The organism is Agrobacterium sp. LR_9 (assembly GCF_041954855.1).
In the GTDB taxonomy this organism is placed as follows: domain Bacteria; phylum Pseudomonadota; class Alphaproteobacteria; order Rhizobiales; family Rhizobiaceae; genus Agrobacterium; species Agrobacterium leguminum.
Genome location: NZ_JAVAYA010000011.1, coordinates 1 through 16,393, shown reverse-complemented (window position 1 = coordinate 16,393; position 16,393 = coordinate 1). Strand labels below are relative to the sequence as shown.

At 61.3% G+C, this 16,393-nt stretch carries 16 protein-coding genes; 10 read left to right on the top strand and 6 right to left on the bottom strand.

Annotated elements, in window-relative coordinates; genetic code table 11:
- Nucleotides 1-16: 16 nt before the first annotated feature.
- Nucleotides 17-373, bottom strand: a complete 357-nt coding sequence (locus tag RAC79_RS14080) for a YbaN family protein (protein ID WP_059754575.1) — start codon at nucleotides 371-373, stop codon at nucleotides 17-19.
- A 252-nt stretch (nucleotides 374-625) separates the two neighbouring features.
- On the opposite strand from RAC79_RS14080, the gene RAC79_RS14075 reads away from it, so the two are divergent.
- The 5 genes from RAC79_RS14075 to RAC79_RS14055 all read left to right on the top strand — a co-directional run bounded on the left by RAC79_RS14075 (nucleotide 626) and on the right by RAC79_RS14055 (nucleotide 4,883).
- Nucleotides 626-1,021 carry a VOC family protein gene (locus RAC79_RS14075; RefSeq protein WP_142844942.1) on the top strand — a complete coding sequence of 132 codons (396 nt, stop codon included), beginning with the start codon at nucleotides 626-628 and terminating at the stop codon, nucleotides 1,019-1,021.
- A 23-nt stretch (nucleotides 1,022-1,044) separates the two neighbouring features.
- Entirely contained in the window at nucleotides 1,045-1,758 is a 714-nt protein-coding gene (gene ung, locus RAC79_RS14070) for a uracil-DNA glycosylase (protein ID WP_142844941.1), read from the top strand.
- Nucleotides 1,759-1,829: 71 nt separating this feature from the next.
- Nucleotides 1,830-2,906 carry a siderophore-interacting protein gene (locus RAC79_RS14065; RefSeq protein WP_142844940.1) on the top strand — a complete coding sequence of 359 codons (1,077 nt, stop codon included), beginning with the start codon at nucleotides 1,830-1,832 and terminating at the stop codon, nucleotides 2,904-2,906.
- Between the two features lie 163 nt (nucleotides 2,907-3,069).
- A complete protein-coding gene (locus RAC79_RS14060; protein ID WP_142844939.1) occupies nucleotides 3,070-4,014 on the top strand; it encodes a VOC family protein in 945 nt (314 codons plus the stop codon).
- Between the two features lie 254 nt (nucleotides 4,015-4,268).
- Nucleotides 4,269-4,883 (top strand): alpha/beta hydrolase, encoded by a 615-nt coding sequence (locus tag RAC79_RS14055; protein ID WP_174039621.1) that lies wholly within the window; start codon nucleotides 4,269-4,271, stop codon nucleotides 4,881-4,883.
- Between the two features lie 54 nt (nucleotides 4,884-4,937).
- Here the strand turns inward: RAC79_RS14055 and RAC79_RS14050 are convergent, their stop codons facing one another.
- Nucleotides 4,938-5,522, bottom strand: coding sequence for a transglycosylase SLT domain-containing protein (locus tag RAC79_RS14050; protein WP_003522586.1), 585 nt, complete (start codon nucleotides 5,520-5,522; stop codon nucleotides 4,938-4,940).
- A gap of 664 nt (nucleotides 5,523-6,186) precedes the next feature.
- On the opposite strand from RAC79_RS14050, the gene RAC79_RS14045 reads away from it, so the two are divergent.
- Nucleotides 6,187-6,720 carry a transglutaminase-like cysteine peptidase gene (locus tag RAC79_RS14045; RefSeq protein ID WP_174039620.1) on the top strand — a complete coding sequence of 178 codons (534 nt, stop codon included), beginning with the start codon at nucleotides 6,187-6,189 and terminating at the stop codon, nucleotides 6,718-6,720.
- A gap of 90 nt (nucleotides 6,721-6,810) precedes the next feature.
- On the opposite strand, the gene RAC79_RS14040 is transcribed toward RAC79_RS14045, so the two are convergent.
- A complete protein-coding gene (locus RAC79_RS14040; RefSeq protein ID WP_174039619.1) occupies nucleotides 6,811-7,698 on the bottom strand; it encodes a DMT family transporter in 888 nt (295 codons plus the stop codon).
- Nucleotides 7,699-7,939: 241 nt separating this feature from the next.
- Between RAC79_RS14040 and RAC79_RS14035 the strand changes: the two genes are divergently transcribed.
- A complete protein-coding gene (locus tag RAC79_RS14035) occupies nucleotides 7,940-9,238 on the top strand; it encodes an adenylosuccinate synthase (protein ID WP_003522583.1) in 1,299 nt (432 codons plus the stop codon).
- A 70-nt stretch (nucleotides 9,239-9,308) separates the two neighbouring features.
- The gene (locus RAC79_RS14030) at nucleotides 9,309-11,603 is read left to right on the top strand and encodes a hypothetical protein (protein WP_174039618.1); all 2,295 of its coding nucleotides are present in this window, start codon (nucleotides 9,309-9,311) and stop codon (nucleotides 11,601-11,603) included.
- Between the two features lie 430 nt (nucleotides 11,604-12,033).
- On the opposite strand, the gene rpoH is transcribed toward RAC79_RS14030, so the two are convergent.
- The 3 genes from rpoH to RAC79_RS14015 all read right to left on the bottom strand — a co-directional run bounded on the left by rpoH (nucleotide 12,034) and on the right by RAC79_RS14015 (nucleotide 15,223).
- Nucleotides 12,034-12,936 carry an RNA polymerase sigma factor RpoH gene (gene rpoH, locus RAC79_RS14025; protein ID WP_003522581.1) on the bottom strand — a complete coding sequence of 301 codons (903 nt, stop codon included), beginning with the start codon at nucleotides 12,934-12,936 and terminating at the stop codon, nucleotides 12,034-12,036.
- 166 nt (nucleotides 12,937-13,102) lie between these two features.
- Nucleotides 13,103-13,927: a class I SAM-dependent methyltransferase gene (locus RAC79_RS14020; RefSeq protein ID WP_080856721.1), complete on the bottom strand. Its 825-nt coding sequence runs from the start codon at nucleotides 13,925-13,927 to the stop codon at nucleotides 13,103-13,105.
- Nucleotides 13,928-14,200: 273 nt separating this feature from the next.
- Nucleotides 14,201-15,223, bottom strand: coding sequence for an RluA family pseudouridine synthase (locus RAC79_RS14015; RefSeq protein WP_174039617.1), 1,023 nt, complete (start codon nucleotides 15,221-15,223; stop codon nucleotides 14,201-14,203).
- A 38-nt stretch (nucleotides 15,224-15,261) separates the two neighbouring features.
- Between RAC79_RS14015 and RAC79_RS14010 the strand changes: the two genes are divergently transcribed.
- Together RAC79_RS14010 and RAC79_RS14005 are read left to right on the top strand one after the other, a co-directional pair.
- On the top strand, nucleotides 15,262-15,654 hold the full coding sequence (locus RAC79_RS14010; RefSeq protein WP_059754555.1) for a hypothetical protein: 393 nt from the start codon (nucleotides 15,262-15,264) through the stop codon (nucleotides 15,652-15,654).
- A partial coding sequence (locus RAC79_RS14005) for a TrmH family RNA methyltransferase (RefSeq protein WP_374997172.1) occupies nucleotides 15,644-16,393 on the top strand: 750 nt, incomplete at its 3' end. The genes RAC79_RS14010 and RAC79_RS14005, both read left to right, overlap by 11 nt.

Genomic DNA, 16,393 nt, shown 5'->3' with positions numbered 1-16,393 from the left:
GGGCCTGTCCTTCGCCTCAGCTTTCCGGCCGGGTGGCGATGAAAAGCGCGGAGCCGAGCATGACGGCGGCGACGATGGCGGCCCGCAGCGGCGGCGGCTCGCTCAGAAACCAGAAAGCAGCGTAACTGACGGACATGGCGGAAAGTGCTGCGACCTTGGCATTGCGGGCGATTGCGCCGCGTTCGCGCCATCGCCGCAGCGAAGGGCCGAATCTAGGGTGGGCCAGCAGCCATGCCTCGAGTTTTGGCGAGGAGCGGGAAAAACACCAGAGCGCCAGAAGCAGGAACGGCGTGGTGGGCAAAACGGGAAGAAACGCGCCGACAATGCCGGTCGCGACCATAAGCCAGCCAAGACAGAGGTATAAAAGGCGCATGCCTAGCCGGTATCATGAGTTCAACACTCAGGATAGAGCGGCAGAGCCAAAACCATGCGGTCTCGTTGCCGCAGGTCCCAACCGCACCGGAAAAACTAACGGGTTTTTGCCATCACATTTGCCGTGATCGGGCCGTTACGTCCTGTCGCAGAGCGCCTTTAGGGTTGAAAGCGAAGCACACTGTCTTTATCCCCTTGGCCGCGATGCCCGGAGCATAACCGGGCCGTCAACAGGAAGAAGAAGGAAAACACCATGGCCAAGCTGATCCACTCGATGGTCCGGGTGCTGGACGAAAAGCGTTCGGTGGAATTTTACAAACAGGCTTTCGGGCTTGAGGTTACGGAACGCGCCGAGTTCGAAAACTTCACGCTGATCTATCTCAGCAATGCCGAGGGTGATTTCGAGCTGGAACTGACCGTCAACCGGGGTCGCGAAGTGCCCTATGCGCTGGGTGATGGTTATGGTCACCTTGCGGTCAGCGTGGTCGATGTGGATGGCGAGCACCAGCGCTTCACCGAGATCGGCCTTTCCCCCGGAAAAATCATCGAAGCCGATTATAAGGGCCAGCCTTTCGCGAAATACTTTTTCATCTGCGATCCGGACGGTTACAAGATCGAAGTGCTGCAACGCGGTAACCGGTTCAAATAAGCGCGATTATGGGAGAGGCGGGCATGGCAGAGGCAGGCGTCAAACTCGAGGAGAGCTGGAAACGCGTTCTTTCCGGTGAATTCGCCAGCCCCTATATGCTGAAGCTGAAGGAGTTCCTGCTTGCCGAAAAGACCGCCGGCAAGCGCATCTTCCCCAGGGGTGCGGAATATTTCCGGGCGCTGGATCTCACGCCTCTCGATGAGGTCAAGGTCGTCATTTTAGGCCAGGACCCCTATCATGGGCTCGGCCAGGCGCATGGGCTGTGCTTTTCCGTCCAGCCCGGCGTGCGCATTCCGCCTTCACTCGTCAATATCTACAAGGAATTGCAGAGCGATCTCGGCATTCGCCCGGTGGGTCACGGCTTTCTGGAAAGCTGGGCGAAACAGGGTGTGCTTCTGCTCAACAGCGTGCTGACGGTGGAGGAATCCCGCGCCGCCTCGCATCAGGGGCAGGGCTGGGAAAAATTCACCGACGCCGTGATCCGCGCCGTCAACGACGAATGCGACCATGTCGTCTTCCTGCTCTGGGGTTCCTATGCACAGAAGAAGGCGGCCTTCGTGGATCAGCGCAAGCACCTCGTGCTGCGCTCGCCGCATCCATCCCCGCTTTCGGCCCATAACGGCTTTTTCGGCAATGGCCATTTTTCCAAGGCAAACGCCTTTCTTGCCTCCCATGGCCGCCAGCCGATCGACTGGCAATTGCCGGAAACGGTGGGAAGCGACAAAAACCTTCTCTAGACACTCATAAAATACCTTTACGCTTTGCGGTTGTCGGGATTAAAGATAACCGGACTGCAAAGTGAAGGATTATGCCCGTGTCTCTCCTGTCTGCCGAAACCTCCGTCTCGCTGCCCGATCCACTGTCGATTGTCGATGCTTTCGAGGATCATTTTTCCGAGCATATGGAGATGGAACGCGAAGGCGCGACAGTGCGGTTCAAGACGGAATATGGCCATGGCAGCTTCAGCGCCGAGGGCGGGCGTTTCGCGGCAAGGGTGAGCTGCATTTCCGAACATATATTGATGTCGGTGAAGGCGATGGTGGCCGAGCATATCGTCGAATTCTCCGGCGAGACGGGGCTGGATTTCCGCTGGAGCGGCCATGGCGCGCAACAGCGTGAGCTGCCCAATCTCTTCGTCGGCAAGGTCGCCCGCGCCTATAATCTGACGCCGCATATGCGCCGGCTGGTGGTTTCCGTCGAAAGCGGCATCGAAAGGCTGCTGACCGGCGGCATGCATGTGCGCCTGCTTCTGGTGCCGGATCAGGCCCGCGCGCCGGTCTGGCCTTATCTTGCGCCCACCGGCGCCATCGTCTGGCCGGCGGGCGACGATCTTCTCACACGGCGTGTCTACACCATCCGTTCCGGCGATATCGCGCGCGGTGAAGTCGATATCGATTTCGTCATGCATGAGGGCGACCACATGCCGGGCGCAACCTTCGGCGCGACGGCGAAGCCCGGCGATGTTCTCGGCATCATCGGCCCGAGCGGTGTTTGCCCGGAAGCCGAGCGTTATGTCTTTGCCGGCGACGAGACGGCGCTGCCGGTGATGCTGCGCATGGCGGCCGAAATGCCGGCCGGCAAAAAACTCAGCGTCTATGCGGAGATCGACGATGAAGCCGAGCGGCAGGAGATCGTCTGTGCGGCAAATGTCGAGTGGACATGGCTTTATCGCCGCGGCAAGCCCGCCGGCACCGCGGGCCTTATCGAAAAGGCGCTGCGCGACCATGGCTGGAGCGCGGATCATGACGGTCTGCATGTCTTTGTCGCCTGCGAAAAATCCGAGGCGAGGGCGGCAAAATCCTTCCTCACCGACGAGATTGCTTTCCCGAAAGCATCGCTGCGCGCTGTCGGCTACTGGACCCTGGGCGTCGCCGACGATCATTGAGCTGCCTTATCGGGCCCGTTGAACAGTCGGTTTTATCGTTCATCATTCGGGAACAATCCGTTCCCGTTGTCCACTCTATGCCTGAGAGCGCTGTTACCCCATCTTTACGCCATGAACAGGGCAGGCCCCAACCGTGAGGCCCGCCAGGCAAAAGGGGTTTATCATGCTCAACCAGATCAAGGGCCTGCACCACGTTACGTCCATGGCGGCGAGCGCGCGCCAGAACAACATTTTTTTCACCGATACGCTTGGCCTGCGCCGGGTGAAGAAGACGGTCAATTTCGACGCGCCTGACGTCTATCATCTCTATTATGGCGATGAAGTCGGCACGCCCGGCTCCGTCATGACTTACTTTCCGTTCCCGCATATCGCCCGCGGCCGTCCCGGCACCGGTGAGGTGGGCACGACGCTGTTTTCCGTTCCGGAAGGATCGCTCGGCTACTGGCAGGACCGTCTTTCCAAGGCCGGGGTGGATGGCCTGAAGGCCGATGAAGCCTTCGGCAACAAGCGCCTGCATTTTGCAGGTCCCGATGGCGACGGTTTTGCGCTGGTCGAGGTCAGGGATGACAACCGCGCGCAATGGATCGGCAATGGCGTCGGTGCGGATCAGGCGATCCATGGTTTTCAGGGCGCCTCGCTGCGTCTTCGCGATGAAGGTGCGACGGCCGAGCTTTTGAAATTCATGGGCTATCAGGAAGTGGGCCGTCAGGATGGCGTTCTGCGCCTCGGTATTCCCGGCGGCAACGGTGCCGACTTCATCGACATCGAAACCATGCCGAATATTTCTGGCGCGCGGCTGGGTGCGGGGTCCGTGCACCACATCGCCTTTGCGGTCGAAAACCGTGAAAAGCAGCTGGAGGTGCGCAAGGCGCTGATGGATACCGGCTATCAGGTGACACCGGTGATCGACCGCGATTATTTCTGGGCGATCTATTTCCGCACGCCGGGCGGCGTGCTGTTCGAAGTGGCCACCAACGAGCCCGGTTTCGACCGCGACGAGGACACCGCCCATCTCGGCGAGGCGCTGAAGCTGCCGACCCAGCACGCGCATCTGCGCTCCGCGCTTGAAGAGCATCTGGAGCCGCTGGGGGACGAGAAGGCGGCTTAACCTCTCAATAGCGCTTGGCAGGACATTGCGACCTGCTTCTTCTCCCCGGCGGAGAGAAGGTGGCCCGAAGGGTCGGATGAGGGGGTAACGTTGCCGGATTTCGGAGAGCTTGCCCCCTCATCCCGCTGCCGGGGACTTCTCCCCGGCGGGGAGAAGACACAAGCCGCGTCCGTTCGCTTCATATGATTGCTCCGCTTGGCCGAAGAGGCCTTGCGGAAGCCATTGAACCTCTTCCTTTCAGAAAGGATCCTCCCATGACCAGGGACAGCTATTTCCACAAATCCCGCGCCGGCGCTGCCGGTGCACCGCTTTTCGTTTTGCTGCACGGCACCGGCGGCGATGAAAACCAGTTCTTCGATTTCGGCTCGCGCCTGCTGCCTGAGGCGACTATTCTCTCACCCGTCGGCGATGTCTCCGAACATGGCGCGGCGCGGTTTTTCCGGCGCACGGGAGAGGGCGTCTACGACATGGCCGACCTTCAACGGGCGACCGTCAAGATGGCGGACTTCATCAGGGCGAACCGGGAGCATTATCAGGCCGGTCCGGTCATCGGCCTCGGTTTTTCCAACGGTGCGAATATTCTCGCCAATGTGCTCATCGAAGAACCCGGGCTTTTCGATGCGGCGGTGCTGATGCATCCGCTCATCCCGTTCGAACCAAAAATCTTGCCCGCCAAGGCTTCGCGCCGGGTGTTGATCACGGCCGGCGAGCGCGATCCGATCTGCCCCGTGCCGCTGACGAAGGCGCTGGAACAGAGCCTCAAGGCACAGGGCGGCACGGTGGAAACCGTGTGGCACCCGGGCGGACATGAAATCCGCTCCGGCGAGATCGATGCGGTCAGGGGTTTTCTGGCGGCTTATAACGCTTAGCTGAATGTCTGCGCCATGCCGGCTGTTAAGCCGGCATTCGCCTGTGCTGCCGCCTCAGCGATATCCGCATTGCTGCAGCTGCGCCTCGTAACGCAGCGCCATGTTGGCGGAGCGGCGGGCGGCCTTCTGGACGGCGGAATTGTTGCGCCAGCTGCCCTTCGCATAACCGGCATGGCCGGAATAATAGGCGAGGTAGAGATTATAGGGGTCGTTCAGCGAAATGCCGTTTTCGCGCCGGCTCTTGGCATGATACCAGCCGACGAAGTGGATGGCATCGGTGAAATCGGTGCGGCTTGCCGACCAGCGGCCGGTTTCACGCTGGTAAACGCTCCATGTGCCGTCCAGCGCCTGTGCGTAGCCATACGCGCTCGACTGGCGTGTCCAGGGAATGAAACCGAGAAGCTTGGTGCGCGGCGGCCGCGCATAGGGGCGGAAGGCGGATTCGGTGTAGATCGTCGCCATCATGACAGGCACGGGCACGCCGAATTCGCGCTCGGCCGCTTTCGCATCGCGCCGCCAGTTGTTGAAGATGCCGTTCCGCTGCTCGAAAATCGCACAGGCATTGGTCACCTGCGACGGTGCGGTGGCGCAGCCGGCCAGAACGAGCATCAGAAAAACAACGGCAAATACGCCACGCATAACGGAACCCTTTCGTTCCGTTATTCTTAAATTGCTAACCATTAACGTCGGGTTTTAAGACAAGGTTAATTCAAATGCCGCCGATCGGGCGGGCGTTAACCCGCTGAAAATTCCTGTGGCCGGGATGGGGCGAGGCCGCTTCCCGGGCGCCTTTTTTCAAGAAGCGTTCATCCCCGCGCGTCCACGGTCCCGCCGGCCCGGCTATACTTGGCCCATCCCGGTCATCAGGCGTGCGCGCGGCGCAAGGTGGACGGGCCAGGCGGCCAAAACCGGGGAGTTTCCCGATGTCACGGTTGAGGCGGCCGGCATATGTCCATCCTCCAAACAGGAACCGGTTTGGCGGGCGGGTCACATGTTTCAAGCCGGGGCCGCATCGTCTGCAAACCCTGCAATACACTTTAATACCCCGCAGCGATGCGGCCCTCTTTTATCGCTTCCCAACGTTGCCGCGGAATTCGCGGTGACGGTGTTGGCGCATATTCGAAAAAAGCTGTCCGCTGTACAAAAATGAAAACCGATAAAATTGTAGCAATCGGCTTAAAGCAGCTGAAAACAGTGCTGTGCCATTGTGGGATCACAGACGGGGAGCGGCCTTTTAAAGAGACGCTCCACACAACAGAAATCGAGACCGGCACAAGCCGGCGGATCGCAAACGGGGTATGAAATGCTGAAGAAGATTATTGCTGCCGCCATCTGCGGAATTGCCGTTGCTTCCATGTCCAATCATGCCGATGCGGCTGGCGCTGCCGGTTTTGCCCGCGGTTTTGCCGCCGTCGAGAAATCCGCGGTGACGCAGATTGGTGTTTCCGCGCGGGGCGGTTTCGATGGCTGCGTTCTTTCCGCTGGCCAATGCGTCTCCACCATCGCCGCGCCGCTAACCGGTGAGCGTCGCGAGGAACTGCTGCGCGTCAACCGCGATGTGAACGCCACCATGGGCGCGCTCGACGATTATTTCTCCGGTTTTGCAACCGATGTTCCGGCAACGCCGTCGTTGAGCCTTGGCGATTGCGGTGACTGCGCCGCCATCAAGCGCACGGCCCTTGCCGGCGCCGGCTGGTCCTCCAGCGCGCTGCGCCTTGCCTTTTCGCTGAACAATGACGGATCGCTCGAAAAAGTGCTGATCGTCACCACCGACAAGGGCGATATCGTCCTTGGCAACGCCGTCCTTTCTCCGGCTGAGCGCGAAACCGCGCTCTGACCTTTCGTTCGAGCATCGGAAAGATTTGCGATCCGATGCTCCATTCTTTCATGCCTGCCAGACTACGCCGGTTTTCCTGACCCTGTTGGTTCAGGAAGCCGGCGATTTTTTTCGTTCCGCGACGGCAATGCCCGCCAGCGCCATGATGAGAGCGACGATCTGATAGGTGTGCAGCGTCTCGCTGAGCACGATAACCGACAGCAGGGTGCCGAAGACCGGCACGAGGTTGATAAAGAGGCCGGCGCGGTTGGCGCCGATCTGTTCAACGCCTTTGATATAGAGGATCTGCGCGATCAGCGACGCAAAAATGGCGGCATAGACCACCAGCACCCAGCCCTTCTGATCCGGCCAGACGACGCTCTCGCGTGAGATTTCCCAGAAGATCAGCGGCACCGAGGTGAGGAGGGCGAAGAAGGCGGGAATGGCCATCAGCGTGCGCCAGTCGACCGCCGGTTTCCAGCGCAGGATGACGGTGTAGATGGCATAGACCAGCACGGCCAGCAGCATGATCCCGTCGCCGACATTCATTTCCAGTTGCAGCAGCGAGACCGGATCGCCATGCGAGGCGAGAAGCGCGACGCCAGCGATGGTGAGGCAGAAGCCGGCGATCTGGCCGAACAGCACACGGGTGCGGAACAGGATGAAGTTCAAGACGAAGATGACCATGGGAATGCCGGCCTGGATGACGGCGGCATTGATGGCCGAGGTGTGTTGCAGGGCCGTGTAGAGAAACACGTTGAAGGCGGTATAACCGACGCTGCCGAGCACGAGGAAATAGGGCAGGCGTTTTTTCACCACCGGCCAGTCCTTGATGAGCTGCGGCACGGAAATGGCGAAGATGATGGCGACGGCGAAGACCCAGCGCAGGAAGGTGAAGGCCATGGGGCTGATGTGGCCGACGGCGAGCTTGCCGGCAACGGTGTTGCCGCCCCAGCAGAGCGTGGCGATGATGAGGGCGATATAGGCTTTGGAGGGCACGCTGATGTTTCGCTTCTTCACGGGGCGGGAAAACGGCTAAGGGGTGAATGGCGGTCTTGCGCCCGCGCTTGGCCCCCACGGGGCGAGATAATGCGGGAAATCCGCGCCTTGTCACGGAAAAAGCAAAATTCTCCATAAGAAACAGGGTCGCTTTCCGTAAAACAACACAGTATACATTCGCGGGTTTGGGTTTCCCATCGGGTTATCGGGCGCGCAAGCGCCATGAGCAGGAAAGCAAGAAATGACGAATGTTGTGGTGGTCGGCTCGCAGTGGGGCGACGAAGGCAAAGGCAAGATTGTCGACTGGCTGTCCGAGCGGGCAGATGTCGTCGTGCGGTATCAGGGCGGCCATAATGCCGGCCATACGCTTGTCATCGATGGCATCAGCTACAAGCTTTCGCTTCTGCCGTCCGGCGTCGTGCGTCCCGGCAAGCTCGCCGTCATCGGCAATGGCGTCGTGGTCGATCCGCATGCGCTGATCGCCGAAATCGGCCGTCTGGAAGCGCAGGGCGTGAAGGTTACCCCGGAAAACCTGCGTATCGCCGACAATGCCACCCTCATTCTTTCGCTGCACCGCGAGCTGGACGGCATGCGCGAAGACGCGGCCTCCAACAGCGGCACCAAGATCGGCACCACCCGCCGCGGTATCGGCCCGGCCTATGAAGACAAGGTTGGCCGCCGCGCCATCCGCGTCATGGATCTCGCCGACATGGAGGCGCTTTCCGCCAAGGTTGATCGCATCCTCACGCATCACAATGCGCTTCGTCGCGGTTTCGGTGCAACCGAAGTCTCGCATGAGACGATCATGGAAGAGCTGGGCTCGATTGCCGAGCGCATCCTGCCGTTCAGCGAAACCGTGTGGCTGCTGCTCGACAAGAAGCGCCGCGCCGGCGCGCGCATCCTGTTCGAAGGCGCTCAGGGCTCGCTGCTCGATATCGACCATGGCACATACCCCTATGTGACCTCTTCCAACACGGTTGCCGGCCAGGCCGCCGCTGGTTCCGGCATGGGTCCGGGTTCGCTGGGTTATATCCTCGGCATCACCAAGGCTTACACCACCCGTGTCGGCGAAGGTCCGTTCCCGACGGAGCTGAACGATGAGATCGGCCAGTTCCTGGGCGAAAAGGGCCATGAATTTGGCACCGTCACCGGCCGCAAGCGCCGCTGCGGCTGGTTTGACGCGGCACTGGTGCGCCAGTCGGTCGCCACCAATGGTATTACCGGCATCGCGCTTACCAAGCTTGATGTGCTTGATGGTCTCGACGAGCTGAAAATCTGCGTCGGTTACAAGCTTGACGGGCAGGAAATCGATCATCTTCCGGCGAGCCAGGGCGCGCAGGCGCGCGTCGAGCCGATCTACGTCACGTTGGAAGGCTGGAAGGAATCTACCGTCGGTGCCCGAAAATGGGCGGATTTGCCTGCTCAGGCAATCAAATATGTCCGTCAGGTCGAGGAATTGATCGGGGCGCCTGTCGCACTTCTGTCGACAAGTCCGGAGCGTGACGACACCATACTTGTGACTGATCCGTTTGAGGATTAATGTCCTCGGCGATCTAGATTCATAAACCATATCGGGCCGGTACGTCGCCGGTCACGACGAGAAAGTGCTTATGGCGGATTTTGTAGCAGTCATTCGCAAGGCCGTGGATGGCTTGGCGAACAATACTCCCGAAAACCGGGCGAAGGTTTACGACAAGGCGCGCAGTGCGGTTGTGCGCCAACTCGAGAATATGAAGCCACGTCCGCCGGAAGAATTGTTGCGCCGGCAGATCGCCAAGCTGGACGCCGCCATAGCCGAGGTGGACAGCGAATATGCCGAGGCGCTTCCGGCGCTGGAGGATGATGACGCTGTCTCTCCCGCCGCGGAAGAGACGGCGGCATCCTATTACCAGCAGGATGCTGCCGACGAAGACGAGGCCCGCGCCGCCGAGCCGGCAGAGGATGCCGACCGGGAAGAGGCGCGGCACGAGCCGGCCTACGAAGAGCCGGCATCCGCTGAACCCGCGCAATCGGAGCCGGTTTACGAAGAAGCGGCCGAAGAGGAAGAGCCCCGGCACGCTGACACCGCTGCCGATGAGGAGCAGCATCATGGCGACCGCGCGCCGGAAGAGCTTTATGATGCGCCGGAAACGGTTCATGCCGCTCCCGCCCCGGCACCCGGTTCCGACGAAGCCGTCGGCACCTATTTCACACGGACGGATGAAGAGCCCGCTCACCAGCCGGAGCCTGAAACGGCGCTCGGCGCTGCCGATGATTCCGTTCCTTCCCATTGGGCTCAGCCGGTGGATGAGGATGACTGGCGCAAGCTCGATGAAGCGCAGGACGACGATGTGCGTCCGGCCGCCGAGGAATATGAAGAGGTTCGCAACGAGACCGACGAACGTCCGCTTGTTGCCGGTTATGCCGCCCAGCATTACCAGGAGCCGGAAGTAAGTTTCGAGCCCGCCCCTTACGAAAAGGATGAGCGGCGCGAGGCGGACGACCATTTCGGCCCCGCCGCCGTGGAGCATGCTCCGGCGTTTGGCGGCCGGCACGATTTTGACGACCATCGCCAGCCGGAAGAGCAGGCTCCGAAAAAGGCGGCCGTGGTCGAGGATTTCTCGTCCTATTTCCAGGATGCGGATATTGCCATTCCCGCCAAGGACGCGCCGGCGCTGCCGCGCGCGGATAACGATCTCTTCGGCGATCAGGCAGCGGCAAAGGACAACAAGGAACGCACGCCCTGGGACGATCTGGACGAGCTGATCGGTTATGACGGCGCGTCGTCCTCCACCCGTCAGGCTTCGGGCGAAACGAATGGCGTGGGCGCTGCCGCCGCAACGCCCGCCTATATGGTCAAGAAGAAGCCGCGCCGCAATTATGCGTCGCTGGTTCTGGCCGTTGTGGGCGTGGCGCTGCTTGCCGGCGGCGGTTATGCCGTGTGGATGAACCGCGATGCGCTGAACGATATGGTCGGCGGGCTGGTCAGTTCCGCACAGAACGGCGGCACCAGCCAGACGGCTTCGAACGGCACGGGTGAGGCGCAGACTTCGACACCGCCGGCGACCCAGCAGCCGCCCGCCACGGGGCAGCAGCCGACAACCCCGACCAACCATCAGGCCCCGACCCATGGCGATGACGGCTCCGTCACCGGCACCAAGTTCACCCAGCGGCTTCTGGCCGACGGCACCGAGCGTGACGAGGGACCTGCCGCCGGTGCGAACGGCCAGCCGGTCACCGCCGAAGGCCAGTCGGTCTATGAACAGAATGTCGCGCCGCCGCCTGCGGGCGAGGCTCCGGCCAACAATGCCGGTGCGCCCGCTGGAACGCCTGCCGGCACGCCGCCGGCGCAGCAGCCTGCCGCCGCTGCCGGCGACCGCATGTTCCTTTATGAGGAAGTGCTGGGCCAGACGGTGCCGACCGCCATTCAGGGCAGTGTTTCCTGGTCGTTGCAGCAGGAAAATGACGGTGAGGGCAAGCCTTCTCCGACCGTGCAGGGCCAGATCACCGTTCCCGGCCGTGGCCTCAGCGCGCTGATCACCTTCAAGCGCAATACCGATCCGTCGCTGCCGGCCAGCCATCTGATCGAGATCGTCTTCTCGGTTTCGCCCGGCTTCGAAGGCGGCGCTATCGACAGCGTCCAGCGCATCGCGATGAAGAGCACCGAGCAGGATCGCGGCAACGCGCTGATCGCGGTTCCGGCCAAAATCACCGACGATTTCCACATGATCGCGCTCAACGACTTCCCGGATGCGATGAAGACCAATCTGGAGCTTCTGAAGAGCCGTAACTGGATCGACATTCCGGTTTCCTACCGCAACGGCCGGCGTGCGCTGCTGACCCTGCAAAAGGGCAATGACGGCATCGCCGCCTTCGACAAGGCGCTCAGCGAATGGGCGGCGGCAACGCCAGCGACCGGTCAATGATGATTTAAGGGCGGCTCAGGCCGCCCTTTTCGTTATATGGCTGCGGCGGTGTTTTTGCGTTGGCGGGTGATGGGTGGGTTAGTTGGTGCTGGTGGGTGTGGCTTACCCCCCTCTGCCCTGCCGGGCATCTCCCCCACAGGTGGGGAGATCGATATGCCGCGAGGTCGCGGCCAACTCAACGGTCAAGGATGAAGCGGCGGTAGAGCGTCTTGCCAATCCCCCTCCTTGTGGGGGAGATGCCCGGCAGGGCAGAGGGAGTAAGCGGCATACTCCGAAGCGCGGATATTTTCCCTACCGCTTTTCCTCCAGAACAATCACGGGTCTCAGAGACAGGCCATTTGCCATCGCCCGCCTTTTACAAACAAAAAATCCCCGGCCGAAGGCCGAGGATGATTCATGGTCAGCGCATTGGCGTCAGGCGCGTGTCGCCTTACGCATCCACCACGCGCAAGGCGCGCGCAGCTTCCAGCGCTTCCTTCTGCACCGCTTCCTGCACCTTCTCGAAGGCGCGAACCTCGATCTGGCGCACGCGTTCGCGGCTGATGTCGAACTCGGAGGAAAGTTCCTCCAGCGTCACCGGGTCTTCGGCAAGCCGGCGGGCTTCGAAGATGCGGCGTTCGCGGTCGTTCAGCACGCCCATGGCTTTCGCCAGCATGCGGCGGCGGGTTTCCAGCTCGTCCTGTTCGATCAGCACGTCTTCCTGGCTGTCATGGTCATCCACCAGCCAGTCCTGCCATTGGCCGGACTCGCCTTCGGACGCCTTGATCGGCGCATTCAGCGAGGCGTCGCCATGCAGGCGGCGGTTCATCGAGATGACTTCTTCTTCCGACACCTGAAGCTTCGTCGCGATTTCCTTGACGTGTTCCGGCTTAAGATCGCCATCGTCGATAGCCTGGATGCGGCCTTTCAGCCGGCGCAGGTTGAAGAACAGACGCTTCTGGTTGGCGGTCGTCCCCATCTTCACCAGCGACCACGAGCGCAGGATATATTCCTGGATCGAGGCCTTGATCCACCACATGGCATAGGTGGCCAGGCGGAAACCGCGCTCCGGATCGAACTTCTTCACCGCCTGCATCAGGCCGACATTGCCTTCGGAGACGACTTCGCCGATGGGCAGGCCGTAACCGCGGTAACCCATGGCGATCTTGGCGACGAGACGCAGATGGCTGGTGACGAGTTTATGCGCGGCGTCGCGGTCGCCATGCTCGGCATAACGCTTGCCGAGCATGTATTCTTCCTGCGGCTCCAGCATCGGAAATTTACGGATTTCGTCGAGATATCTGTTGAGACCGGCTTCGCCGGCTGTAATCGTAGGCAAACTATTGCGGGCCATAAAGCACCCCCTTATCTATGGTCTGGAACGGCACCCTCTTTGATCGGCGACTGACCCGCCGGAGGCACACCGTAAGCTGCGGGTCGTTACCGACCCCGCACGAACCCATGTGACAGATATGTACGCGCGCGCCGCGTTTCAAGCGAACGCTGCGTTCACACATGCGTTATGTTCCAGTGACACCTTCTTTGACCTGTTTAACTTTCGAACGGTAGATTCGTTCCGAAAAACCGCCAAGGCCGGAGCGCACCATCAGCTCATACATTACCCGCCGGCGCATGGGATTGTGCAGACGCACAACCTTGGAGCCGAGGAACTGCGTCTCCACATGGGCAAGCGCCTGCAGATCGGGATCGGCGGCAATCGCGTTCGCGTAGGTTGCGTGAAATTCCCGGCGGCAGACATAGGTTTTGTATTTCGTCATGCCGAAGCAGACCAGGCTGTGGCCATGGGTGCGCAGGAAATCGGCGACGCCCACCGTCACTTCCGGCCAGGCGGGATTGAAAGTGTCGTCGAAGACGATGACGCCATGCGGCGCGATCACTTCCATTGCCAGTTTCGCATCGGCCAGCACGTGGTGCAGGTTGTGGCCGCCATCGATGCTGAAGAAGCGGGCGGGGCCGATGCGGGAGGTGATGTCGGCGGGCGCCAGCTGCGTGCTGTCGCCCCTGATGATCAGGTCCTCATCCATGGCGAAACCCAGCCGACGGCCGTTTTCCATCAGGCGTTCATATTGGTCGAGGCTGCCATCTTCGGGCGGATCGAGATCGAAGAGATCGATGCCCAGCACTTTTTCCTGCCTCCCGGCGAATTTGCGCAGCAGGAAATAGGAGCGGCCGTAATAAACGCCGATTTCCGCCATGCCGCCGTGGAGGCCGCTTTTCGTCTGGGCCTGCAACAGCGCCTTAAAGACGAGCGCATCGGGCGGGTCGATATAGCCTTCGACGCTGCGCAACTCCTGAAAGATAAACCGGCGGTCTTCGATATTCATGCGATAGATCCCGTCATCATGCCGGTTCCGTTCGGGTGCGGATCGAACGAATGGCGTCCCTGCGGCTTTATTTGGCAGGCTTGAAATCGCCACGGTTAACGGCGGCGATTTCAGGCTTTGCGGGGCCGAGGAGGTGTGACGATTGAAGCGAAATTGGGGCGGTCTATAAAAAGGACCGACTGTGGAATATCGCTATCCGCTAATCTTTTTTTATTATCCGGGGCTTCCGGCGAAATGCATGGCGCAGTTTTTTTGACCGCGCCATACAGGTTTTCAGCCACGCAATGCGGCGGTCAGCGCTTCCATGTCATCCGGCAGGTCGGTTTCGAATTCCATCACCTCGCCGGTGCGCGGATGTTCGAAAGCGAGCAGATAGGCATGCAGGGCCTGGCGCGGAAAGCCGCGGACGGTGCTTTTTGCCGGTTCTTCGAGAAGGTTTGCCTTGGTTCGGAAGGCCGCGCCATATTCGGGATCGCCGATCAGCGGATGGCCGATATGGGCCATGTGAACGCGGATCTGGTGGGTGCGGCCGGTTTCCAGCCGGCATTCCACCATGGAGGCGAGGCAGGTGGCGTCCGGCCGCTCATGGTAACGCTCCATCACCTCGTAATGGGTGATCGCCTCGCGGGCATCGTCCGAATCCTCGTGCTTGACGGCGCGTTTGGTGCGGTCGGCGCTGCGGCCCAGTGCTGCGTCGATGGTGCCGCGCAGGGTGCGCGGGCGGCCCCAGACAACGGCCTTGTAGGCGCGCTCCAGCGGCCCGGTGCGGCCATGGTCGGCAAATTGTGCGGCGAGATGGCGGTGTGCATTGTCGTTCTTCGCCACGACCATGACGCCGGAGGTTTCCTTGTCCAGCCGGTGCACGATGCCCGGCCGCCTGACGCCGCCAATGCCGGAGAGGCTGTCGCCGCAATGGTGGATGAGGGCGTTGACCAGCGTGCCGGTCCAGTTGCCGGCGCCCGGATGCACGACGAGACCGGCGGGCTTGATGAGCACGATCAGGTCTTCATCCTCATATTCCACGTCGAGCGGAATGTCCTCGCCCTTGGGTTCCGGGTCTTCCGGTTCTGGCATGACGATTTCGATGCGATCCTTGGGATGCACCTTCTTTTTCGGTTCCGTCACCGGCTGGCCGTTGATGGAGACCGCGCCCTGTTCGATCAGCGCCTTCAGGCGGCTGCGGGAGAAGTCGTCGCCCACTTCGCCTGCCAGCCAGGAATCGAGGCGGCCTTCGGCGTCTTCCCCGGCAATCAGGACTTTCCTTGCGTCTCCGCCTTGTTTAAAGGGGTCGTTCATTCTTATTTTTCCGATCCATCAGCATTTCAGGGAACCCGATGACGCAGATCGAGCAAGACGAACAGGAAGACAAGCCGCTTGATCCGGCCATGGAAAAAGTTCGCCGCAAGATGATCCGTTTGCAGATCGTGTCGGGCTCCGTGATGTTTATCAGCCTTATGGCTGTCTTCGGTGCGGTTGTCTACAAGGCGATGGGGCCGTCGAAGGCCGTCCAGACGCAGAGCGAAGCGCCGAACCTCGCCGTTCCCACCGGCAACGGACCGCTTGCCGTCACCGCCAGCCTGCCGCAGGGCTTCGTCATCGATAATGTCAGTTATTCCGGCGGCGACATGCTGTTTTACGGGCGGCTCGCGAACGGCACCCGCAAGGCGCTGGTCTTCAACGTCGCGGCCGGCCGGTTCCTCGCCGATGTGACGGTCGATGGCCAGTGAGGCCAATAGCCTATTGGATGGGCGGGCGCTGATCCCGGTCGAAGATCCGGCCGATCCGCGCATCGCCGCCTTTCGCGATATTCGCGAGCGCGACCTGACCGGGCGGCAGGGCCGCTTCATTGCCGAAGGAACGGTGGTGCTGCGCATGCTGGCCGCCGCGCATAAAGCGGGCGGCGCTTTTGCGGCCGAGAGCATCCTCATCCTCAGAAACCGGCTTTCGGGCGTCGCGGATATCCTTGCCGATTTCCCGCCGGATGTGCCGGTTTATGTAGCGGAAGCGCCGGTGCTGGATGGCATCGTCGGGTTCCACCTGCATCGCGGCATTCTGGCGCTCGGGCGGCGGGTTCAGGATCGCGGACTGGAAAAGATGACGGCAGCACTTCCTGCGTCGTCTCTGGTGCTCGTTGGCTGCGGTATTTCCAATCACGACAATCTCGGGGCGATGTTTCGCAATGCGGCGGCGTTTTATGCCGATGCGGTGCTGCTGGACGAGACCTCATGCGATCCGCTTTATCGCAAGGCGCTGCGCGTTTCCGTTGGCTCGGTGCTTTCGGTTCCCTGGCATCGCGGCGGCGGGGCGGTGGAGATGCTGGAGCGGCTTTCCGAGGCCGGTTTTGCTATCTGGAGCCTTTCGCCGGGTGGGGAGACGGAGATACGCGATATTCCCCGGTCCGAGCGCATGGCGCTGGTGATCGGCACGGAAGGCGAGGGGCTGCCGCAATCGGTGCTCTCGCGGTTC